This window comes from Marivirga arenosa (assembly GCF_030503875.2).
In the GTDB taxonomy this organism is placed as follows: domain Bacteria; phylum Bacteroidota; class Bacteroidia; order Cytophagales; family Cyclobacteriaceae; genus Marivirga; species Marivirga arenosa.
Genome location: NZ_CP129968.2, coordinates 189,401 through 210,854, shown reverse-complemented (window position 1 = coordinate 210,854; position 21,454 = coordinate 189,401). Strand labels below are relative to the sequence as shown.

18 protein-coding genes and 3 tRNA genes are annotated in these 21,454 nt (G+C 33.0%); 9 read left to right on the top strand and 12 right to left on the bottom strand.

Translation table 11 applies throughout. The annotated features are described in order from the left end of the window. The first annotated feature begins 3 nt into the window (after window positions 1-3). The 4 genes from QYS47_RS00935 (at window position 4) to QYS47_RS00920 (ending at window position 2,084) form a co-directional block, all read left to right on the top strand. The gene (locus QYS47_RS00935) at window positions 4-744 is read left to right on the top strand and encodes a hypothetical protein (protein ID WP_302128559.1); all 741 of its coding nucleotides are present in this window, start codon (window positions 4-6) and stop codon (window positions 742-744) included. Window positions 745-858: 114 nt separating this feature from the next. Further along, a complete protein-coding gene (locus QYS47_RS00930; RefSeq protein ID WP_322347380.1) occupies window positions 859-1,791 on the top strand; it encodes an acyl-CoA desaturase in 933 nt (310 codons plus the stop codon). Between the two features lie 75 nt (window positions 1,792-1,866). Further along, window positions 1,867-1,939: transfer RNA gene (locus QYS47_RS00925), tRNA-Gly, on the top strand. Window positions 1,940-2,000: 61 nt separating this feature from the next. Then, window positions 2,001-2,084: transfer RNA gene (locus QYS47_RS00920), tRNA-Leu, on the top strand. A gap of 153 nt (window positions 2,085-2,237) precedes the next feature. On the opposite strand, the gene QYS47_RS17515 is transcribed toward QYS47_RS00920, so the two are convergent. The 3 genes from QYS47_RS17515 to QYS47_RS00910 all read right to left on the bottom strand — a co-directional run bounded on the left by QYS47_RS17515 (window position 2,238) and on the right by QYS47_RS00910 (window position 2,890). After that, window positions 2,238-2,372, bottom strand: coding sequence for a GIY-YIG nuclease family protein (locus tag QYS47_RS17515; RefSeq protein ID WP_407660348.1), 135 nt, complete (start codon window positions 2,370-2,372; stop codon window positions 2,238-2,240). Window positions 2,373-2,498: 126 nt separating this feature from the next. Beyond that, complete coding sequence (locus tag QYS47_RS00915; protein WP_302128562.1) at window positions 2,499-2,762, bottom strand: GIY-YIG nuclease family protein; 264 nt, start codon at window positions 2,760-2,762, stop codon at window positions 2,499-2,501. A gap of 54 nt (window positions 2,763-2,816) precedes the next feature. Next, window positions 2,817-2,890, bottom strand: a tRNA-Asn gene (locus tag QYS47_RS00910). Between the two features lie 263 nt (window positions 2,891-3,153). Between QYS47_RS00910 and QYS47_RS00905 the strand changes: the two genes are divergently transcribed. The 4 genes from QYS47_RS00905 (at window position 3,154) to QYS47_RS00890 (ending at window position 7,448) form a co-directional block, all read left to right on the top strand. Then, window positions 3,154-3,594 carry an Hsp20/alpha crystallin family protein gene (locus tag QYS47_RS00905; RefSeq protein ID WP_302128563.1) on the top strand — a complete coding sequence of 147 codons (441 nt, stop codon included), beginning with the start codon at window positions 3,154-3,156 and terminating at the stop codon, window positions 3,592-3,594. 117 nt (window positions 3,595-3,711) lie between these two features. Then, the gene (locus tag QYS47_RS00900; RefSeq protein ID WP_322347379.1) at window positions 3,712-5,190 is read left to right on the top strand and encodes a Do family serine endopeptidase; all 1,479 of its coding nucleotides are present in this window, start codon (window positions 3,712-3,714) and stop codon (window positions 5,188-5,190) included. 194 nt (window positions 5,191-5,384) lie between these two features. Continuing rightward, window positions 5,385-6,935: an L-piperidine-6-carboxylate dehydrogenase gene (gene amaB, locus QYS47_RS00895; RefSeq protein ID WP_322347378.1), complete on the top strand. Its 1,551-nt coding sequence runs from the start codon at window positions 5,385-5,387 to the stop codon at window positions 6,933-6,935. A gap of 105 nt (window positions 6,936-7,040) precedes the next feature. Continuing rightward, the gene (locus QYS47_RS00890; protein ID WP_302128564.1) at window positions 7,041-7,448 is read left to right on the top strand and encodes a response regulator; all 408 of its coding nucleotides are present in this window, start codon (window positions 7,041-7,043) and stop codon (window positions 7,446-7,448) included. A gap of 78 nt (window positions 7,449-7,526) precedes the next feature. Here QYS47_RS00890 and QYS47_RS00885 read toward each other — a convergent pair whose 3' ends face one another. Beyond that, the gene (locus tag QYS47_RS00885) at window positions 7,527-8,969 is read right to left on the bottom strand and encodes a hypothetical protein (protein ID WP_308358215.1); all 1,443 of its coding nucleotides are present in this window, start codon (window positions 8,967-8,969) and stop codon (window positions 7,527-7,529) included. A 207-nt stretch (window positions 8,970-9,176) separates the two neighbouring features. Here QYS47_RS00885 and QYS47_RS00880 point away from each other — a divergent pair, with 207 nt between their 5' ends. Continuing rightward, window positions 9,177-11,528, top strand: a complete 2,352-nt coding sequence (locus QYS47_RS00880; RefSeq protein WP_322347377.1) for a glucosidase family protein — start codon at window positions 9,177-9,179, stop codon at window positions 11,526-11,528. Between the two features lie 6 nt (window positions 11,529-11,534). Here the strand turns inward: QYS47_RS00880 and QYS47_RS00875 are convergent, their stop codons facing one another. From QYS47_RS00875 to QYS47_RS00840, 8 genes are all read right to left on the bottom strand, one after another. Then, window positions 11,535-11,909: a response regulator gene (locus QYS47_RS00875; RefSeq protein WP_308358217.1), complete on the bottom strand. Its 375-nt coding sequence runs from the start codon at window positions 11,907-11,909 to the stop codon at window positions 11,535-11,537. Continuing rightward, the gene (locus tag QYS47_RS00870; RefSeq protein ID WP_322347376.1) at window positions 11,906-12,925 is read right to left on the bottom strand and encodes a response regulator; all 1,020 of its coding nucleotides are present in this window, start codon (window positions 12,923-12,925) and stop codon (window positions 11,906-11,908) included. Before QYS47_RS00870 ends, QYS47_RS00875 begins: the two co-directional genes overlap by 4 nt. A 1-nt stretch (window position 12,926) precedes the next feature. Then, window positions 12,927-13,361, bottom strand: coding sequence for a response regulator (locus QYS47_RS00865; RefSeq protein ID WP_322347375.1), 435 nt, complete (start codon window positions 13,359-13,361; stop codon window positions 12,927-12,929). A gap of 183 nt (window positions 13,362-13,544) precedes the next feature. Then, a complete protein-coding gene (locus QYS47_RS00860; RefSeq protein ID WP_322347374.1) occupies window positions 13,545-17,396 on the bottom strand; it encodes a PAS domain-containing protein in 3,852 nt (1,283 codons plus the stop codon). A gap of 145 nt (window positions 17,397-17,541) precedes the next feature. After that, window positions 17,542-18,864: a hypothetical protein gene (locus QYS47_RS00855; protein ID WP_322347373.1), complete on the bottom strand. Its 1,323-nt coding sequence runs from the start codon at window positions 18,862-18,864 to the stop codon at window positions 17,542-17,544. 10 nt (window positions 18,865-18,874) lie between these two features. Beyond that, window positions 18,875-20,044, bottom strand: a complete 1,170-nt coding sequence (locus QYS47_RS00850) for a tetratricopeptide repeat protein (RefSeq protein ID WP_308358220.1) — start codon at window positions 20,042-20,044, stop codon at window positions 18,875-18,877. A 77-nt stretch (window positions 20,045-20,121) separates the two neighbouring features. Then, window positions 20,122-20,421: a ribosome hibernation-promoting factor, HPF/YfiA family gene (gene hpf, locus QYS47_RS00845; protein ID WP_308358221.1), complete on the bottom strand. Its 300-nt coding sequence runs from the start codon at window positions 20,419-20,421 to the stop codon at window positions 20,122-20,124. Between the two features lie 24 nt (window positions 20,422-20,445). After that, entirely contained in the window at window positions 20,446-21,327 is an 882-nt protein-coding gene (locus tag QYS47_RS00840; RefSeq protein WP_302128589.1) for a tyrosine-type recombinase/integrase, read from the bottom strand. Between the last annotated feature and the right edge of the window lie 127 nt (window positions 21,328-21,454).

Here is a 21,454-nt window from a genome sequence, read left to right as displayed (position 1 = left end):
AATATGAAATTTATTTATTCTATCATATTGTATTTTGTAGGAATGGCTGTATATGGTCAAGGATTGCAACAATTAGTATTTTCAGGTGGGAAGAATTTTACAGGTAAAGATGTACTTCAGCTAGAGTATGGGCTAAATATTGAACGTTTAAATAATAATATTAACCAATACAATCAGCAAATATCACAATATGGCTTAATAAAATATGGAGTTCTACATAATTTAGATATAGCCTTCAGCTATAACTTTTCAAGACAACAGCTCTTTGTTTCTGATCAAATGAGAAGGTCTAATGGCTTAAGCAACTTCACAGCAGGGTTTAAGAAAAAAATCAGCCAAAACTTTTCTTTAAAATCTGATTTGGGCTTTTCTAGAAATGAATTTGACAAGCTAGTAGGAGCAGCACAAATAACGGCTATTTCTGAACATAATATAGACAGCTATCTAGCTTTGGAAAATAATTTAGGATTAAGCTGGTCTTCAGGCAGCCCTAGAGCTAATCTGGTTTATCTTTCAGGAATTACTTTTACTATACCTTATCCATTGGATATAATTGTGGAATATTATGGTCAATACGGAAGGGAAAGCTGGGATAATTATGCTAACCTAGGAATAGGATATTATTTTTCAGCTGATATTATGATAGAAGCCTATGCTGGCTTCGGAAATACAAATGATCAGGATACCACTTTCGTTTCTTTAAATCTTTATTGGAGATTGGTTCCAGCACGATATAACAAATAAAATTCGATTGTTTATTCCCTAAGAACTATTTTTAAAATCATTTCGTTTTTATTTTTACTAAAGATTAAAAAGTAATAGTCCTATCTTTGTATTTCATTTATTAAAGTAATTATAATGGCAGTTGCAGTTAAAGAAAACTTAAAACACAGGAAAAAAGGAACCTGGAAAAAAGAAATAAGCTTTGCTATAGTTCATTTATTGCCGCTTGGTGCAATATGGACTGGGGCTACTTGGTTCGATTGGACAGTTTGTGCATTTTTATATGTCTGGAGAATGTTTTGGGTTACAGGAGGTTACCACAGGTATTTCTCTCATAGAAGCTATAATACATCTAGGTGGTTTCAGTTTTTAATTGCATTTTTTGCTCAAACTTCAGCTCAAAAAGGAGCCTTATGGTGGGCTTCTCATCACAGGCATCATCACAGAAATAGTGATACTTTAAAAGATCCACATAGTATGCTACATTTTGGATTTTGGTATTCTCATGTGGGTTGGATTATAGGTTCTGACTTCAAGAAAACAGATTTTAAAGTCATTAATGACTACAGCAAATATCCTGAACTAAGATGGTTAAATAAAAACTATCTGGTTCCTCCTGTGATATTGGCTTTAACCGTAATGGCTTTGGGTGGTATAGTAAATGGAGGAAGTATTCTAGCTATGTTTACATCAGCTGGATTTTCTACTTTATTTATAGGCTTCTTTTTAAGTACCATCATACTTTATCATGCTACATTCTCAATAAACAGCATTATGCATAAGTTTGGGAAACAACGTTATGAAACAGGGGATGAGTCAAGAAATAGTGTTTGGTTAGCCTTATTAACTTTAGGGGAAGGTTGGCATAATAACCACCATTATTACGAAAGTTCTGCACGCCAAGGATTTTTCTGGTGGGAAGTGGATCTTACTTACTATGGGCTTAAATTTATGTCAATGTTAGGTTTAATTTGGGACTTGAAACCAGTGCCAAAATATATCAAGAAATCAAAAAATAGAGCAGAAGCAAAAGCTTTAAAAGAACAGATGAAAAAGCAAGTAGCATAAATTTTTAAATTTTTTTTGAATTGCTATTGTATTTTAAAAACTGCCTATTAAATTTGCAATCCCAATCGGGGAAAAGCGAGAGTAGCTCAGCTGGTAGAGCGCAACCTTGCCAAGGTTGAGGTCGCGAGTTCGAACCTCGTCTCCCGCTCAAAAAGAGAATAAGTGAGCATTAGGCTCACTTATTTTTTTGACACAAACAAGACATCTCAGCCGGGATGGTGAAATTGGTAGACACGCAAGACTTAAAATCTTGTGAGCATTAGCTCGTGCGGGTTCAAGTCCCGCTCCTGGCACAAAAGCTTCTCAGTAATGAGAGGCTTTTTGTATTTATAGCCCTTTCTGTTTTTTATAGTATTAATTTACCTCTCTAAGTTTTTAATAATTCTACCTGTTTTTAAAGCTTTTGAATTTGATTCAAATGAAATTGAAGTTTTAAGCCCTCTGGGCTAACCTTTCTTTGACCAAATTTTATTTAATGTTGAATTATGAAACTCTAGTCTCTTTTCTGGGTTTTGAGAATAACCAATATGGAATTTATTAATTTTTGAAGAGAATAGGATATAAACAAAAAATGTGCTCATAGTCTAATATAAACAAAAGAGCATAAAAAAAGCCTTACATTTCTGTAAGGCTTGCTCCTCTTCTTGGACTCGAACCAAGGACCCTTCCCGATGAATCGGGATCAGATGCGCAAGTTTGGAGACAAGCTAATGCTTCCACCCATTTTCAATAATGTCTTTGATGATCGCTTTGCTTTTTAGTTTTTTTATTTTTCGCTCAGCTTTTAGAGCTTCTGTTTTTGATTTAAATGGAATTGTCGTTTTCAGCTCCCAGGGTTGACCTCTCTTTGACCAAATTTTATTTAATGTTGAATTATGAAACTCTAGTCTCTTTTCTGGATTTTGAGAATAACCAATATAGAATTTATTGATTTTTGAAGAGAATAGGATGTAAACGAAAAATGTGCTCATAGTCTAATATAAACAAAAGAGCATAAAAAAAGCCTTACATTTCTGTAAGGCTTGCTCCTCTTCTTGGACTCGAACCAAGGACCCTCTGATTAACAGTCAGATGCTCTAACCAGCTGAGCTAAAGAGGAATTTTCCCGTTTGGGAATGCAAATATGCATGGCGCTTTGATTATTTCCAAATACTTCCTTAAAAAAAATTAAAAATATTTTAACGAGTAAAAAATGGCACAGCCAATGAAGGTAAATTCAATAAAAGACGCCAAAATGACATTATTATATTTCAATATTCAACAAAATATGACATAATGGCTTATTTATAAAATTTTAAGCAATTGGTATAGAATTTTCTATAGTGTTTATGAATTTGATTTTAAACCTTAAAACAAAAAATTATGACACTTATAAAGTATAACCCAAGTTTACCTAATACTGAAAACAGAAGCTTTTCAAGTTTATTAGACAGATTCTTTAATGAATCATTTAACGGTATAGGAAAAGAGATGCAACACTTCTCTCCACAAGTAGATATTGCAGAAACTAAAACTGCTTTTGAAATTGCAGTTGCGGCTCCTGGAATGAAAAAAGATGATTTTAACATTAACATGAATGATGGTTCAATTATCATTTCTGGAGAGAGAAAATTTGAAGAAAAAAAGGATGAAAAAAACTTTCATTCAATAGAAACTCAATATGGTTCATTTTCAAGAACATTTCATCTTCCAGAAAACATAAAAGAAGATAAAATTGAAGCCACTTATCAGGATGGAATTTTAAATATTACAATTCCAAAAGATGAGAAAAAGGAATTAAAAAGAACCATTCAAGTAAAATAATCAACACTTAAATAAATTATTAAGGGGCTAATGGCCCCTTTTTACTTTTTAAACAATATGATTAAAAACCACAGCGTTAATTGTGCGTTTTAGATGTAAATTAAAATGAGTTATAAGATGGAAAAGAAGCAGTTTTTTTTAGGAATTATTTTTGCCTCTATCCTTAGTGCTGTAATATCAGTGGGAGGCTATGTATATTTTAATCCAAGTCCATCAGCAACGGACAATAAAAGTTTTGAAGAAATTCAAGCAGACAATACACGCTTTTCAAGTTTTTTAGATGAAACAGAATACAATGTACCCGAAGGCATCAATTTCATACATGCCGCTGAAGAAGTAACCAAAGGAGTTGTGCATATTAAGGCTGAAGTTGAACGTGATATGCCTAGATCAAGATCACCATTTGAAGAGTTATTTAGAGATTATTACGGAGACCGAGGCCAGCAGCCAAGAAAAGGTCAATCATCAGGTTCAGGAGTGATCATTTCCCCAGATGGTTATATCGTTACTAATAATCATGTAGTGGATAATGCAACGGAATTAGAAGTCGTATTACATGATAATAGAAGCTATACCGCACAAGTAATCGGAACTGACCCCAATACGGACATCGCTTTAATAAAAATTGATGAGGAGGATTTAAATTTTGTTGAATTCGGGAACTCCGATAATACTAAAGTAGGTGAGTGGGTACTAGCAGTAGGGAATCCTTTTAATTTAACATCAACAGTTACTGCCGGTATTGTGAGTGCAAAAGCAAGAAACATTAATATCTTAAACAGACAAAATCGCTATGGAATTGAATCATTTATTCAAACTGACGCTGCGGTGAATCCAGGTAACAGTGGTGGAGCTTTAGTGAATTTATCTGGGAAATTAATTGGGGTAAATACAGCTATTGCGACTCCAACTGGAAGTTTTGCAGGTTATTCTTTTGCCGTTCCTTCTATTTTGGTTCAAAAAGTTGTAAATGATTTAAAAGAATACGGAGTTGTACAAAGAGCTGTTCTAGGAGTAAGTATTTTAGACTTAAATGACCCTCGATTGGAAAATAAAGACTTTCCTACAAACTCTGGTGTATTTGTAGCGGCTATTAATCCAGGCAGTGCAGCCGAAGAAGCAGGTATGGAGGATGAAGATATCATTATTAAAATTAATGATAAGGAGGTTACTAATGTAGCGGAATTGCAAGAGCAAATTGCTCGTTATAGTCCAGGTGAAAAAGTTAAGGTTACTTATTTGCGTGATGGAAATGATCAAACTGCTAATGTAGAGCTGAAAAACTTAATGAATAGCACGGAGGTAGTAAAAGCTAGCACAGCTAAAATGTTAGGTGGTGCAACTTTTGAAGACCTTACAGCGGAAGAAATGGAAAGATTAGACATAAAAGGTGGAGCAAAAGTAGTAGAAGTAAAAGAAGGAAAATGGAAGGATATAGGAATAGAAGAAGGATTCATTATTACTGCAGTTGATAAAGGTGCTGTAGCCAATACTGAAGATCTAATTGAAACTTTACAAGGAAAGCAAGGTGGAGTTTTAATCGAAGGAATATATCCTGATGGTACAAAAGCCTATTATGGAATGGGATGGCAATAAATCCTAACTTTTGTAAATAATTTTGAAAGGCACTCCAATAAGGGTGCCTTTTTCTTTTGTTATCCTTTAAAAAAAGCCAATTTTGTGCAATTAAAATTTGGGAAGGCAGGTCGAAATCAATGTATTATGGTTAAAAACCTGTTTTAAACTGTTTAAACACCTAAAATACCTATAAATATTATTAATTGAATACTATGGACATTAAGAAAACATACGGCTTAGAGGAAGCCCTTAAAAAATTAGGAGTTAAAGAACATAATGGCGGTACTTCAACAGGAAGTAACTGGATGGAAGGAAGTGGAAAAATAAGCTCTGTTTCTCCAGTTGATGGTAAAGAGATAGCATCTTTAGGCGTAACTACTGCTGAAGATTACGAAAAAACAATTCAAGCTGCTTCTGAAGCATTCAAAACTTGGAGCAATATGCCTGCTCCAGAAAGAGGTGAAATCGTTCGTCAGTTTGGTAATAGATTAAGAGAATTAAAAGATCCATTAGGTAGGTTAGTATCTTATGAAATGGGTAAATCACTTCAAGAAGGATGGGGTGAAGTTCAAGAAATGATTGACATTTGTGATTTTGCCGTTGGTTTATCTCGTCAACTATACGGCTTAACCATTAAATCAGAGCGTCCTGATCACGCTATGCAAGAGCAATGGCATCCATTAGGAATTACCGCTATCATTTCTGCATTCAACTTCCCAGTGGCGGTATGGAGTTGGAATACGGCTTTGGCTTGGGTTTGTGGGAATGTTACCGTATGGAAACCATCTGAAAAAGCGCCATTGACTGGTATTGCTTGTCAAAACATAATTGCTGAAGTACTGAAAGAAAATAATATGCCGGAAGGGGTTTCATGCTTGGTAAATGGTGATTATAAAGTGGGTGAAATGATGACTAAAGATTCAAGAATTCCATTAGTATCCGCTACAGGCTCCATTAGAATGGGTAAAATCGTAGGTCAGGAAGTGGCTTCAAGATTAGGGAAATCCATTTTAGAATTAGGCGGTAATAATGCTATGATCATCACCAAAGAAGCAGATCTTAAAATGACCTTAATTGGTGCCGTTTTTGGTGCTGTAGGTACTGCTGGTCAAAGATGTACTTCTACTCGTAGGTTAATCATTCATGAAGACATTTTCGATGAGTTGATTGATAAAATTAAAAATGCTTATTCACAATTAAGCATTGGTAATCCACTTGATGAGAAAAACCACGTGGGACCTGTAATTGATAAAGACTCTGTAAATAATTACTTAAATGCTATTGAAAAAGCGAAAGCGGAAGGTGGTAAAGTTTTAATTGAAGGAGGTGTATTAGAAGGTGAAGGATATGAAAGTGGGTGTTACGTTAAGCCGGCTGTAATTGAAGCTGAAAATCATTTTGAAATTGTTCAAGAAGAAACTTTTGCCCCCATTCTTTATGTGATGAAGTATAAAGGAGATGTACAAAATGCTATTGACATGCAAAATGATGTGAAGCAAGGGCTTTCTTCTGCCATCATGACTAACAGCATGCAAGAAGCCCACAGGTTCCTTTCTTCTAGAGGGTCTGATTGTGGTATTGCAAATGTGAACATTGGTACTTCAGGTGCCGAAATTGGTGGTGCATTCGGTGGTGAGAAAGAAACCGGTGGTGGCCGTGAGTCTGGATCAGATGCATGGAAAGCTTATATGAGAAGACAAACGAACACCTTGAATTATGGTAATTCTTTACCACTTGCTCAAGGGATTAAATTTGATATTTAATTTTTTCTGAAAATGCACACAATTATTCGTGTGCATTTTCTATATTGAAATGTTTTTAAAAAATATTGATTTTATTAACTTGGTTTAAAATATAAATTGTTCAATATGAGTAAGTATAATTCTGTGATGTTAATCGATGACAATGAAATCGATAATTTGATTAACCAAAAGATGGTTGAAGCTGCTGGCTTATCAAAATATATTTATACTCACACAGGTGCTAAAAGCGAAATTGAGTTCTTAAAAAATATTGAACAATTAGATGATAATATAGTGTCTAACGTATTACCAGATATTATATTTTTAGATATTGATATGCCTCTAATGGATGGCTTCCAATTCTTGGAAGAGTTCAATAAATTGAAAGATAGCACTAAAGAAAAGTGCAAGATTGTAATGCTTACTTCATCTATAAATCCACAAGATGTTAGCAAGTCTAAAAAATATGATGCAGTTAAAAAGTATTTGAATAAACCATTGTCACAGGAAAGCTTAACTGACTTATCACTCTAAGTGAATAAACAACATTGATCAATAAAAAAACCATTTGAATTATTTCAAATGGTTTTTTTATCGTAAAAATATCTTGAACTATACCACTAACTTTTTGATGATGTCATCATTAAATTCCAGCAATAAAGTAGGAGCAAAGTGTTGTTGTGGCTCTACGGTTTTAAATTTCTTCACTAGTTCACTAATTTTCTCTTCTTTATTTCTTTTGGATTCGCTTAATGAGATTTTCATGATTTTATTCAACACCTGAATATTCATACAGTTCTCTTTTCCGATAATACGGATTTGACGCTGAATACTGTTGATTAACTGATTGAATAATTCATAATCACGCATTAAGCAATACTCTAAAGCTAAAAGAGTCTTTATCTCTAATTGTGCATTTTGGTATTTCTTTAGACTAACATCATTCAATAAGTTATTTAACCATTTAGCGGCCTCTTCATGTTTGTCATCAAAATGGCAACTTAAAGATCTGTAAGTAGCATAAGTGATATATTGAGGGATATCATCTTTATCAGCTTCAAAGTCTTGAAATAAAGCCGCATTCTCCTCTGATAACTTGATTTTATCTGGGAGTCTTTTTGATCGCTGTAGTTTGGTAATTAAAAACTGAGCCGGATAGGTAAATAAGTTAAAGTTAGATAAGAATGCTGCACATGATTCATTTACTTCTTCAAAGTAATTCTCTGCTTTTCTATATAATCTGTAGTGATTATAATATTCAAGTTTCAAGAATTCATAGACTAGTTTTAAATGAAAATAAATTGAATCTAGACTGTATAATTCAAAAATACCGTCAGCTTTGGCTAATATATCTTCAATAGGATCAAGGTCAACGTCTGTTTCATCCTCTTCTACAAATAGGCGGTGGAAGATGTTAAGACAGTTTTTATATATGAATAATCTGTGAGAGTCATAAATCTGACAGGTATTCAACATTTCCTTATTTAATAAAACCAATTCAAGTTTGTTAGTTTCATCACCTGTAAGTGAGTAGTTACCAAATTTAATAAAATAGCTGCTTAAAAGGTCCTCCGCTTTATCAACCGCGAGCATATACGCTACATGGCGGTTATACAATTGGCTATACTGAAAATATTCCTCAGTATTTTGATGTAATTTCTTTAATGCTTTATAAACAATGGTTAACTCATTAGAAAGATCATAATCAATTAATTCTTTCTCCAGCTTTTTTAAGGTCGCAATGGCGATAGCCTTTTTCTTGGTGAAAATGATTTCATTAATATTGGCTACTTTCTTTAGAATGTCCGTTCTAGGGTTTTCCATCTGCTGAAGCAGATATTCCTCAATTTTTTGGTTAAGTCTAGACCTTAAAGTGTAATAAGCATTCGTATTCACTTCAAGTTCTTCCATAATGGCATGATCACTTGAAGAACTTTCACGCATCGATTTTAGTAAATACGCAGATTTTTCTGCGCCTCCTGTTGATAAACTTTCATGAACTGCCTGATAATCAGCATCTGAAAGTTGCATGATAATATTCTTTAGTTTCGCCATAATTTTTGTTATTCAGCTATTTTATACCAATTCTAAGGAAAGTTAATTATTTCGATCAAATTCACATAAAAAAGTTCAATTTTTATCAGAAAACCTTACATCAAACTGCTTATTTCTTCAAATTTGGTCTTTTTAAAAGATGTTTTAACATTAAAATGCTATTTCAAAATCATAATGATTAAATTTAAATACATTACATATTTAAGCATGAAATATACAATCCACTTCATTTTTTTTCTTGTTTTAATTTCCTGCAATTCTGTGAAAGAGGATGCTTTCTTTGTTCAAATAAATAACTTGGAAAGTATAAATGGGAATCCTGATTATATGGATAGTCCTTTTTTAAGTGCGGGGGAAAGAATGTATGTAGTGGGCCATCAAAATGGAACATTTCCAGATTTAGGTTGGCATATAAAAGATGAAATGGGTGGTGTTTGGCTTCCTCCTATCAAATTAATGGATGGTTATAGCCTTTCGATTAAAAAGGATACCCAACAAATCTGTCTGAACGAAGCAGTCAATTTTGAAAATTATCCCGTTGGAGCATCGCAGAATTTTAATTTGGATGAATTAGGTATAGCGATACGTCAGTTTCATTTTGTACCAGAGGAAGAAAAGGGACTTATAATAGCTTTGAAATTGCAGAATAATAGTAGCGAAGCAAACAATTTTCAGCTTAATATTCACAATGCTGTTGATTTACTGCCCGTTTGGTTATCAGATTCGCTTCAACTTAAAAATGGAAAGGATAAGGGTAAATGGATCATGAAGCCGGGTGTTTATACGGCCAAAGATGAATCAAATAAATGGTTTGTAGCCTTTGGAGGTAAGGGGTTTAAGCCCTCAATGAATAATCAACTATGTGATAGTGAATCTAATGGTTTAGGATTTAATCAGACCTTAAGTAAGTCCATAAAACTAAAAGCAAATGAAAGCCAAGTTATATTCTATGCTATAGCTGGCTCTTATGAAAGCAGAGGGGAAGCCCTTAATATCCATAAGAAGTTGTTGAAAAATAGGCTGCAGTTATTAGAAGAAAAAATAATAGCCTACCAAAACATCAAAAACTTTAATGCTCTCAATACAAATGATGAAGGATTTAATCAGATGTATACCTGGTTGAAATATAATTCCAAATGGTTGATGCAAACTGTGCCCGAACTCGGAACAGGCATTACGGCTGGTAGTCCCGATTATCCTTGGTGGTTTGGTACAGATAATGGCTATGCGGTTCAAGGCTTACTTGCTGCAGGCATGCATAAAGAAGCGTTACAATCTATCGCCCTCACTTTAAAATTATCTCAAAAAGCCAATGGTGATACTGGTAGAATTATGCATGAAGCTTCTACTAATGGTGTCATTTTTAATCCTGGTAATTTAAATACCACTCCTAAATTTGTTAGCCTATTATGGAAAGCCTATGCCTGGACTGCAGACTCAAAAATTCTAGATTATTATGAATTTATCAAAAAGGCAGTAAAATGGGTGGAGCAGCAAGATAAAGATCAAAATGGCTATCCGGATGGTGCTGGTATGATGGAAATTCATGGATTAGACTCCGAAATGATTGATGTTGTGAGCTATCAATATGAAATGTATATAGCAGCAGCAAATTTTGCCAAAGTTAAAAATGATATGGTTTTAGCCAATGACTATAATCAAAAGGCAATATCCCTTAAAGAACGAATCAATTCGGATTGGTGGGTAGAAGAATTTAAATCTTATGCGGACTTTCGATCATCAAAAGAAAAAGCTATTCAATTAACTGAAGATGCTATAATCAGAGCGGATAGTATTCAAAAACCATGGTCCGTTGAGGAATTAGAAAATACACTGATCCAAATAAAGGCTGATCAAAATGAGGGGAATTCACCATATGTTGTATTCCATAATTGGATAGTAAATACACCTATGGAAGTAGGTGCTTCTGATCCTGATAAGGCTGAAAAAGCGCTTAAATCTGCAGAGAAATATAGCAATCGATTTGGTATGTTTGTTACAGGAATTGATAGGGATGAAAAGCAAGAAAAAGCCTCAAAGTGGAAATCATTCAGTTATGTGGGTGCTGTAATGACATTACCAACCGGAGTTCAAGCCATTGCGGAAGCAAAATATGGTAAGGCAGATAAATCTTTAGAATACCTGAAGAAGTTAGAGAATTCATTTAGCTATGCCTTAGCTGGCTCTATGTATGAAGTAAGTCCTGATTTTGGAATGATGGCACAAGCATGGAATATTTACGCTGTGGCAGTCCCTGTGGTGGAAGAGTATTTTGGGATTAAACCGGCTGCATGGAAAAATGAAATAACAATAAAACCTAATTTACCTTTAAGCTGGGATGATGTTAGCCTCAATCAAATCAAAGTAGGAAATAATTTGATTGACATTCAGGTAAAAAGAATTGATAATACCCTGGAATTTAAAATATCACAGTTGCACAATTGGAAAATTAATTTTGAATATGCTGAAGCTAAAAGCATAAGCTTTGATGGAAATAAAACAGTTAAGGAAAAAATTGAACTCTTTGACAGAGTTCATCATATTAAAGTAGAAATGTAAAATAAATTAGTTGATTAGGTTATTAATATGAGCTTGCCTTAGTGGTTTACTAATAAACCCTTTAACTAAATCATATTCTTCAGATTTTATTTTATCTATTTTATTATTAGATGAGCTTAAAATATAAACGCAAGTATTCTTCTTTGAAAGTAGATTACTTGCTTCATCCAAAAACTCCCATCCATCCATTAAAGGCATATTAATATCTAGGAATATTCTGTATTTACAATTGGAGGAATAATTTTTCTGTAGATATTGATATGCATTCTTAGCATCAAAAAACTTAATGGGTTCACTAAAAGAATCTTGTTTTTTAAGAAGTTTTTCAACCAACAAAAGGCTTATTTCATCATCATCTATTATTAAATTGTGAGCGCTCATGATTTATCATTTTTTAGATTTATCTCTTGAGATTTACTGACTATCTCACGGATGATTTGATCTAACTCATCAGCAGATTTAATAATATAATCATAAAAAGTGTTTTTTTCAATCTTATCAAAATTATCTCCTTTCATTGCTTCAACCAAACCCATTATTCTAGCCAATGGGGCTCTAACAACATGCGATTGTGTCCAAGCAATTTCTTTAAGCCTTTTATTTTGTTCTTCAATAGCAGCTATTTGACGGTTTTTCTCAGTTACATCATTCAAAGAAATAATTTCAGAGACTTTGCCTTTATAGATAAAACTATTCGCGCTTACCTCAACTTCTATAATTTGACCCTTTTTTGTAATATGATTTTGTAAGCCTATGTATTGGTTTTGATGGTTTCTTTTCAATGAAGATAAAGAATTTTTAAAACTCAATTTCGATTTTTCATCCATCAATTGTGTAATGTCAAGCGCCATGAATTCTTCAATAGAATATCCATAGTTTTGGAGTGCAGCTTCATTAACATCCAAAATTTCAAAGCTGTCTCTTTCAAACACAAACATGGGTGAAGGGCTGAGTTGGAAAAGATCAGCATAGCGTTTTTCTGATTCTTTTAAGTCAACTAAAATCTTATTCCGCTCAATACTATAAATTATACTCTTTTCAAGTATAGTAGCATTTAATACATCCTTTAATACATAATCAGAAGCTCCTAAGGCTAAAGATTTAATAGCAAAATCCATGTTAGGATAGCCAGTTAAGATGACGATGGGTTTATCTTTAGTTAAAACTTGGATATCATTAATTAGTTCTTCTCCATTTTTATCAGGCAAGCTTAGATCAAGTAAAATGATATCATATGATGTAGTATTATTAAGGAGTTTTTTGGCTGATTTAAAATCATCAGCTTTGTAAAGCCTATTAAGAATTGCAGCTTCATCAAGAAAATCTTCTATTAATAAAGCATCTCCAGGATTGTCCTCGATTACTAAGATGTCATATCGCCTCTTTTTGGTTTTCATCCTAAGATTTTACATTAGGAAGGCGAACTATGCTAAACCAGAAATGTTCAATTCCAGCTACTGCTTTCATAAATTCATCAATATCTACTGGCTTACTTATATAACAATTAGCATGATTATCATAAGCTTTGTTGATATCTGTATCAGAAGATGAAGTGGTTAGCATGATAACTGGAATATGTTTTAGTTTTTCATCATTCTTAATTTCCAGTAAAACTTCATGACCACTCATGATAGGCAAATTTATATCTAGTAATATCAGGTCTGGTTCAAGTGCTTTGGAATAGCCTTCAGACCTTTTTAAATAATCAATGGCTTCTTTACCATTTCTAGCCACATCAACTGTATTAATGAATTTACTATCTTCTAATGCTTCTTGTGTTAAGATAATATCTCCTTCATTATCTTCTACTAAAAGAATATGAATGTTTTTCATTATTTAAATTATGGTTTAAAGGTTAATAGTTTCAAGCTGCAACGATAACATCTTGCGTTTAAAAAAATTCCATAATTATTAAACGTATTAAAAAAAAGTACTATTAATTCAATGAAAATTACACAAAAATCTTTAGAAGAATAAATTTAGTATACGCAAGAAGTTACATTTTTTTGAGGTTACCTAAACCTTCGGAAGGGTAAAGTGAAAGGTAGTGCCTTTACCTATTTCAGAATCGACCCAAATTTTACCATTATTGTGATCAATTATCTTTTTCACAATAGCTAAACCTACTCCGCTTCCAGAGTATTCATGTTTATTGTGGAGTCTCTGAAATATATTAAAGATTTTGTTAAAGTATTTTTCATCTATACCAATACCATTGTCTTTTACTGTAAACTCCCAGTATTCTAATTTGTCTGAGGCATCAATAATAATTTTGGGTTGAACACCTTCCTCAATGTATTTTAGCGCATTTGATATTAAGTTTTGAAATAATTGGATCATGGGCGCATTATGATTGATAATTGAAGGAAGCTTTTTATAATATATCTTAGCATCTAGCTCATCAATCTTTTTACGGTTTAATAGGCAAACTTCATCAATTATTTCATTGAGGTTAATCTCTTTCTTTTCTTCCTCATGCTTGCCAATTCTAGAGTAATCTAATAAGTCGAGAATGATTTGGCGCATTCTTTTGGCACCATCCACAGCAAAATTGATGTATTGAATCCCTTTTTCATCGAGCTTATCACCATATTTTTTTTCAAGCTGAGTTAAGAAACTGGAAACCATCCGTAGTGGTTCTTGTAGGTCATGCGATGCTACGTAGGCAAATTGTTCTAATTCAGCATTTGATTTTGATAATTCAAATGTTTGCTTTTGGAGTTGTTCGTTTACTTCAATTAAAGATTTTTCATATTTAATCCGATCGGTTATATCTGTAGTCGCACCGATCATTCTAATTGCTTCACCAGATTCATCTCTTACAATAAAGCCTTTATCGATAACATGGGCATATTCTCCTGATTTAGTTTTAAACCTGTATTGATCTTTCCAATAATTGTATTTTTTATTATTGATTGCTTTGGATTGTGAGTTTTGCACTCTTTCTAAGTCGTCAGGATGAATGTTTTTCAGCCAAAATTGATCGTCTTTATCTGCATTATAAGTTTTGTAACCAAACTGCTTTTCAAAACCAAAACCTGATCTTACAGTCTTATTTGTTTTAATATTCCAATCCCATATAGCATCATTGGTAGCTAGTGCTGCCTTTTCAAATCTTTCGTTTGAGTTTTTGATTTTTTCCTCCGATGTTTTTTTGGAGTTTATGTCTTGAATACTACCATAAATCTTTACTGTTTGACCTTCAATTCTTTCAGCATTTCCAATAATTCGGATCCATATATTATTTCTTTTTTGGGTTTCTACTAATAATTCTAAATCGAAATTATCGCCCTTTTTAATTAACTGATCGATTGAATGCTCAATTAGTTCTCGGCTTTTGTCAATATAAAAACCAAAACCAGATTCAACAGTAGGTTTAAAGTCGTGCTCAACTTCTAAAATTTCTTTTGTAACAGATGACCAGTAAACATCACCATAAGGTTTTTCATCTTTTATCTTTAATTCCCAGCTACCTATTCTTGCAATTTTAGCAGTTCTGTCGGCAAGTGTTTCATAATACTGAAATTCAGTAGCGTCAATTGTAATGGCATCCCAAATAATAGTACCATCAGTAGTTTTTTCAGGATTAGCAAAGCAGTCGTGAAATTTGATTTCACCGTCTGGCATAACATATCTCCAACGCATATTAAAACGACTGAGGTTTTGTGCGGACTTCTGTATTTCTTTAATTACTGCTTCAAAATCTCCTCCTAGTTTTACGCCTTTCCACAAAACACTTATATCATTCATTGCCTCTTGTGGTGTTAAACCCCAGATTTCTTTAGCTCCTTGACTCACATAATCAACTAACTGAGTACCATCCGTTTTTAAATGAAAACGAAATAATACTCCGGGGATATTATCAGAAAGTTTTCTTAATCTTTCTTTTGCGGCTTTTTCCGAACTAATATCTTGGAAGCTACCGTAAATTCTCACACATTCTCCACCTACTAATTCTGCATTGCCTATTGATCGAATCCATTTTTCTTTACCTTTGGCAGTGATAATTTTCGCTTCAAATTTATAAGACTCACCTTTTTTCAATGCTTTTTCAACAGACTCGGTCACCAAGTCTCTATAATCAGGATGATAAAAGCTAATGCCAGTTTCAATTGAAGGCTCAAAGCTTGGAGGAACATCATGTATTTCCTTTGTTATAGGCGACCAATAACTTTCTTGAGTGACTAAATTAAATTCCCAGCCCCCAACTTTAGCCAATTTTGAAGCATTATCAATACTTTCTTGAAGTTTTATGATATCAGTAAAATCTCTTGCATAACTGAAACTAAGATTATCCGGCCCAAAGCCAGCTGATGATTTCCATGAAATCCATTTATACTCCCCAGATTTTGTTCTATACCGATTAAGAAAATTATCAGTAAATTTTCCTTCCTTAACTATGTTGTCATATTCGTTTGTTGTAGAAAGTAAATCATCAGGATGTATGAAGTTTTTAAAAGGTTGAGATTTTAATTCATCCGCTGTATAGCCCAGTAAATCGCAAAATGCAGGATTAACTTTTGTGAAATAACCTTTAGTATTTGCGATAACTAAAATATCAGGGGCACTTTCGAAAAATAGATTTAATTCTTCTTCCTGTTGCTTTCTAATTATTTCATCTGCTAAAAAATTTTGTAATACTTTAAAATTGGTAATAGTATGTGATCTGTCCTCTATTTTAGATTTATGAAGAAATAAAACCACACCAATAATTGACTGTGCCGAATATAAGGGGTATGCAACTGCATGGTTGATATGTGTTTTTTCAATTGCTTTTTTTTGAAGATAAATATCCGTCTCATCTAAATTATTCCAAACCATTATTTCACCTTTTTGCCAGCAATTTCCCGCTAATCCTTCACCTTTTTTTAACTCTTGTAACTCGCAAAATTCATAATAGGTCTCAGCAGTTTTATTTCGTGCGTAATGAGACATAATTCTGATATGATGATCATCTTCACTTGTAAGCCATATTTCTCCTGCTGAATAATCTGAAAATTCGGATAGATATTTTAAACTATTCCTTAAGCTACTTTCTAAATTATCTTCTTTTTTAAAAATACGATTAAGTTGCTCTTGGATTTCTTGCCGTATACTTTCTAGTTTAACCTGCGTTTTTTCCGAAATAATTCCAATCAATCTGGTGGCTTTTCCCTTTTCATCTCTTACCAAATAGCCTACATCTTTTACATAAGCATATTTCTCATTGTAGTCTTCAAACCTATATTCACAGGACCATCTTTTCTGTTTTTGATCTGAAAGAAAAATATCTATACTTTGTAATACTTCATCTGCATCGTCTGGGTGAATCCATTTTGCCCAATCATTTAATTTAAAACCCTCATTGCTTTTATGTCCAAAAGCTCTCTCCAGGCCCTCTCCCCAAAATATTTTGTCGTTTACAATATCCCAATCATAAATTACATTATTTGAGGCCTTGTTAACTAACTCAAACCTTTCCTTAAATATTTTAAGGTCATTCTCCGTGCTTTCTTGTTCAGATAAGTCTTGGAAAATACCTATTAGTTGTTCTTTAGAATCATTCGATAAGTTTAATAAGTTAGCTTTAGCTTTTACTTTTAGATATTTTCCACTTTTGGTAAGTAGGTGAACAGTAGTTTGCTTTGTCTTTATTTTTTTTCCTGATTTGAAAAATTCATCTATTTTTTCTTGCTCATCTGGGTGGACTAATTCTTTAAATTTTTCGAAAGTAACCTCAAACTCATTGGGTTCATATCCCAGCATATCGAATAAACCATCAGACCAATTAAAGCATTGCTCTGAATAAAAGTATTCCCAGCTACCCATATTTGCTAATGATTCAATTTGCTGATTCAACATTTTATTTTTCTGATGATTTACATTCATACAATGCTCTTTTAATGAATTTTATTTCATTTATGAACCTTTATCGTATTTCAATATAATGAAAATCACTAAAGTTTGTAAGGATTTAAAAATGAAAATTAATGATTTAAAAAATGAGCACTGAAAATATAAAAGGGCTAATCGATTAGTTATCAGCAGTATACTTTTTAACGCTTGCATGAAAATTGATCATATAAATTGCCATAACGTAGAATGGAACCATTACAATTCTATAGCGGGATAGCGTACCAAAATTATAAGTGGAAATACCCACACCAAAGGCAAAAATTATGGCAAAAATCAAGCAAAATAAAATAATTGGAGACTTAATACTTTGAGTAATATGGACGAATCTGTTTTTATAAAAAACCCATATAGTTAAACCTAGTAGAAATAGAGCCTCTAGTGCTGAGAGTAACATTAAAGGATTGTTAACTTCCCAAATATAGGGTCTAAATAACGATACATTAATAGCTTGAGGTGCTAATCTAATCATACTAGCATAAGTACCATCTAATTCACCCAGAGCATAACCAGAACCGGCATCTCTTCCTGTCCAATAACGGATGTCATAAGCTGTAACCTGAGCGGTTTCAGCAAGCTGATCAAGCGCATATCGATTGTTGTCTTCACCTGCTTTTAGAGCAACAAAATACGCTGCAATAGCCCCAATAGTAAGTAAAAAAGGAGCAACCATTATTCTTAAGGCTAATGACTTAATTCTTCCTATTCTGTAAAAGAAAAACCAAAGAATGAGCGAAGGCATTAGACATAAAAATATGTATAGTTTTATAGAAGTAATTAAATAGATGGACAAAAGTAGGAGTAAGGTATTAAAAACTACACTCCTTCTTTCAAAGAAGATTTGGATAAAAGAATATACCAAAAAACCGCTTGCTCCTAAGGTAATGGTATCTTTTAATATTCCTGAGCCCCAAAAGAAAACAGTAGGAATGAAAAATATAGCAATTGCAAATTGGAGCTTTAATTCAGGATAAATTTTCACAAAAGATTGATACATCAACCATAAACCTAAAAAGGAGAAAAAGGCAAAAAGTAAAGCTACTGCTGCATATGAATTGTAGGTAAGAAATCCAAAGATTGCTGCAATTCTAACAATCATATAAGATGTAGGGTCTCTATACATCCATATTTTGGACGAATATTTAAAGGTTTCAGGATCGAATTCGCCATTGGCCGTTAGCAATTTAAATCCTGTGGAAAAGTTATCGTAAAAGGCATTTACTATATGGGAAGCACCATGAGTGTAATAATTAAAAGTATCACCACCTCCGTAATAGAATTGATAAACCAATCCTACAGCTATCGCTCCCAGCATTTTAAGTAATAATGCAGGGTAGAAATATTTTTTAGTTTCATCAGAAGTGGAAACCTCTCTGATGATGTAGCCAATTAAAAGTAGAACTACTAAAGTGACTGGCGCTATAATTAAATCAACTAATTTCAATGGTTTAGTTTTACAACTCTCTTAATTTATTCCTCGCACTTTTAAAGACTCCCTGACTACGATCAGCTTTTTTCTTAGTCTTTTTATAATAAAATTCAGCTAATTCGGTATCACCTTGCTTTTCCGCAATCAATCCTAAATGGTATATACTGTATAAGTAATAACCAGCGTCTTCTTCATTTATGCTTTCCGATGAAATCATAGCGCGTTCATAATACTTTTTAGCCTCATCTATATTTCCTTTCCTTTCGTAAATCTGCCCAAGGAAAAAACCTGCATAACGACCTGAAGTTCCTCCATAACCAATTGCACCACTATCCAATCTTTGGAATATCTCTAAGCACTCTCTTTCCGAATCTTGAATTTTCCCTGCGGTATACAATAAGCGAGCATAAAATCTGTGAAAATATGCATTCTGTGGATAGGTTTCGTGTAGATATTCAGATAATTGCAATCCTTTTTGAAGTTCTCCTTCATCTAATGCCAATATTCTCATTAAAAAATATTGTGCTTCAGTTCGTGTATAAAATGCGTTTTGAGCTACTTTGGTGAGTTGTTCTACTCCTAGTTTTTTATCACCGTCATCGAAAAAGCGTAATACCGGTTTAAGAATAGGGTAATTTTCTGGCACCCATTCTACGTAATAATTATATAAAGCGTCTCCAAATAAAAATTCCGGACTTAAGTTCCTATTGCCTTTGCTTTCTTCCATATAGTTCAGCGCATTTCTGGCAGAGAAAGCGGCTTTTGTCCAGCTTTGATTATCTGCATAAAATCGCCCCTTGAAACCATGGATTGCAGCTAGAAAGAAAGTCGCTTCTAAATTATCTTCATCTGCTTCTTCCATTTTCTCAGCATAATATTGAGCAGTATCCAAATAAGCAATTAGTTTTTCTCCTCCTTCATAAGCTGATGGCTCAGGAAGAATTTTCCACCATTCATTTAAGCCATATAGAAAGTAGGGAAGTGGATGATTAGGAAAGCGATATTTTAACCATTCAAAATCTTTCTCAACCTTATCATGCTCGGCATTATAAATGGCATTCACAGATTCGTTTACTTCAATTTGAATATACATATTATTAAGCAAGATGCTGCTGTCTTGCTTCATTACATATTGGGCATTTAGTAGGCCTGCAGAACCTATTAAAATACTTAAAAGAAATAATTTTCTAATCATTTAATTAATGGTATAACTACAAAATTAAAAAAGCTCGACAGAAATCGAGCTTTTAAAATTTAATTTATATTAATTACTTAATGAGCCATTTGTTTTTCTTTGATTTTTTTAATCTGTCTCCTTAAAGCTTCTGTGGCACTATCTATAGCGGCTTCAAATGAGTCGCTTTTCTCTTTAGCGAACAATTGATTACCAGGTATATTCAACTTTACTTCCACTATTTTATTTTCTCTTTGAGAGTCTTTATCCAATCTTAAGAACACTTCTCCGTCAATAAACCTATCATAAAAGGTTTCTAACTTATCTATTCTTTTTTGAATAAAGTCTAACAATTTTACGTCTGCGTCAAAGTGGATAGAATGCATTTGTAGCTTCATGATTTTTTGTTTTAAAGGTTAAACTTACGCTTTAGGATGCGCTTGATCGAATACTTTTTTAAGCTTGTCAAGCGAGTTATGGGTGTAAACCTGAGTGGCTGCTAAGCTACTATGTCCTAGTAAATCTTTTACAGCATTTAGGTCTGCACCTTTGTTTAATAAATGTGTTGCAAATGTGTGCCTCAAGACGTGAGGGCTTGTTTTACTAATGGTGGTGACTTGGTTGAGATATTTTTTAGTAATTCGATTTATCATCATAGGATAAGCATCATTTCCATTAATAGAAACGATTAATGGACCGGCCTCGTTGCCGATAAACATTTTATTTTTATGTGAAATGTAATTATTTAATCGCTCCAGAATTTTAGAATGAAACGGAATAATTCTTTCTTTATTTCCCTTACCTAATATTCTTATGGTTTTGGATGAAAGATTGAAATCAGAATATTTTAAATTCAATAATTCAGCTAATCTGATCCCTGTTCCATAAAGTAATTCCATGATCAAAGCATCTCTGCTACCTTCAAAATCATCAGGAAATTCAAGCAGATTTAAAAGATTATCCATTTCCTTTTCCTGAACAAATTGCGGTAAATCTTTGCTGACTTTTAAAGCCTTTATTTTTTGAGTAGGGTTTTGTTGTATAGCTTCTCTCGAAATGGCAAACTTATAAAAGGTTCTTAAGGATACTATTTTTCTATTTATGCTTTTGGGTTTAATTCCTTCTTGCATAAGTTGAACCACCCAGGCTCTAATGTGTCTATGTTCTGCTTTTAAAAGATCGTGTAATTGAGATTGATTTTCTAAAAATGATTTGAATTGTTTTAAATCATTTTCATAGGATAAAAGGGTGTGTTTGCTGTATCGCTTTTCATATTCTAAGTATTTAAAGAAAGTATTCAGCATATATATTTTTCCCTATTAATAATTAATACGATCTGATACTTAAACTTAGGCAAAAAAAAAGTTAGTACCCAAATCGTAATGCTTACGAGTGAATACTAACTTAGTAAAAAGATTTATAAAAAGCTAT

Excerpts from the sequence above, each read along its gene's own strand:
- QYS47_RS00865 (WP_322347375.1), bottom strand. The coding sequence starts at position 13,361 with ATGAAAAACATTCATATTCTTTTAGTAGAAGATAATGAAGGAGATATT.
- QYS47_RS00930 (WP_322347380.1), top strand. The coding sequence starts at position 859 with ATGGCAGTTGCAGTTAAAGAAAACTTAAAACACAGGAAAAAAGGAACC.
- QYS47_RS00840 (WP_302128589.1), bottom strand. The coding sequence starts at position 21,327 with ATGCTGAATACTTTCTTTAAATACTTAGAATATGAAAAGCGATACAGC.
- QYS47_RS00900 (WP_322347379.1), top strand. The coding sequence starts at position 3,712 with ATGGAAAAGAAGCAGTTTTTTTTAGGAATTATTTTTGCCTCTATCCTT.
- QYS47_RS00905 (WP_302128563.1), top strand. The coding sequence starts at position 3,154 with ATGACACTTATAAAGTATAACCCAAGTTTACCTAATACTGAAAACAGA.
- QYS47_RS00885 (WP_308358215.1), bottom strand. The coding sequence starts at position 8,969 with ATGGCGAAACTAAAGAATATTATCATGCAACTTTCAGATGCTGATTAT.
- QYS47_RS00875 (WP_308358217.1), bottom strand. The coding sequence starts at position 11,909 with ATGAGCGCTCACAATTTAATAATAGATGATGATGAAATAAGCCTTTTG.
- QYS47_RS00880 (WP_322347377.1), top strand. The coding sequence starts at position 9,177 with ATGAAATATACAATCCACTTCATTTTTTTTCTTGTTTTAATTTCCTGC.
- QYS47_RS17515 (WP_407660348.1), bottom strand. The coding sequence starts at position 2,372 with ATGAGCACATTTTTTGTTTATATCCTATTCTCTTCAAAAATTAATAAA.
- QYS47_RS00915 (WP_302128562.1), bottom strand. The coding sequence starts at position 2,762 with ATGAGCACATTTTTCGTTTACATCCTATTCTCTTCAAAAATCAATAAA.
- hpf (WP_308358221.1), bottom strand. The coding sequence starts at position 20,421 with ATGAAGCTACAAATGCATTCTATCCACTTTGACGCAGACGTAAAATTG.
- amaB (WP_322347378.1), top strand. The coding sequence starts at position 5,385 with ATGGACATTAAGAAAACATACGGCTTAGAGGAAGCCCTTAAAAAATTA.
- QYS47_RS00935 (WP_302128559.1), top strand. The coding sequence starts at position 4 with ATGAAATTTATTTATTCTATCATATTGTATTTTGTAGGAATGGCTGTA.
- QYS47_RS00860 (WP_322347374.1), bottom strand. The coding sequence starts at position 17,396 with ATGAATGTAAATCATCAGAAAAATAAAATGTTGAATCAGCAAATTGAA.
- QYS47_RS00870 (WP_322347376.1), bottom strand. The coding sequence starts at position 12,925 with ATGAAAACCAAAAAGAGGCGATATGACATCTTAGTAATCGAGGACAAT.
- QYS47_RS00890 (WP_302128564.1), top strand. The coding sequence starts at position 7,041 with ATGAGTAAGTATAATTCTGTGATGTTAATCGATGACAATGAAATCGAT.
- QYS47_RS00850 (WP_308358220.1), bottom strand. The coding sequence starts at position 20,044 with ATGATTAGAAAATTATTTCTTTTAAGTATTTTAATAGGTTCTGCAGGC.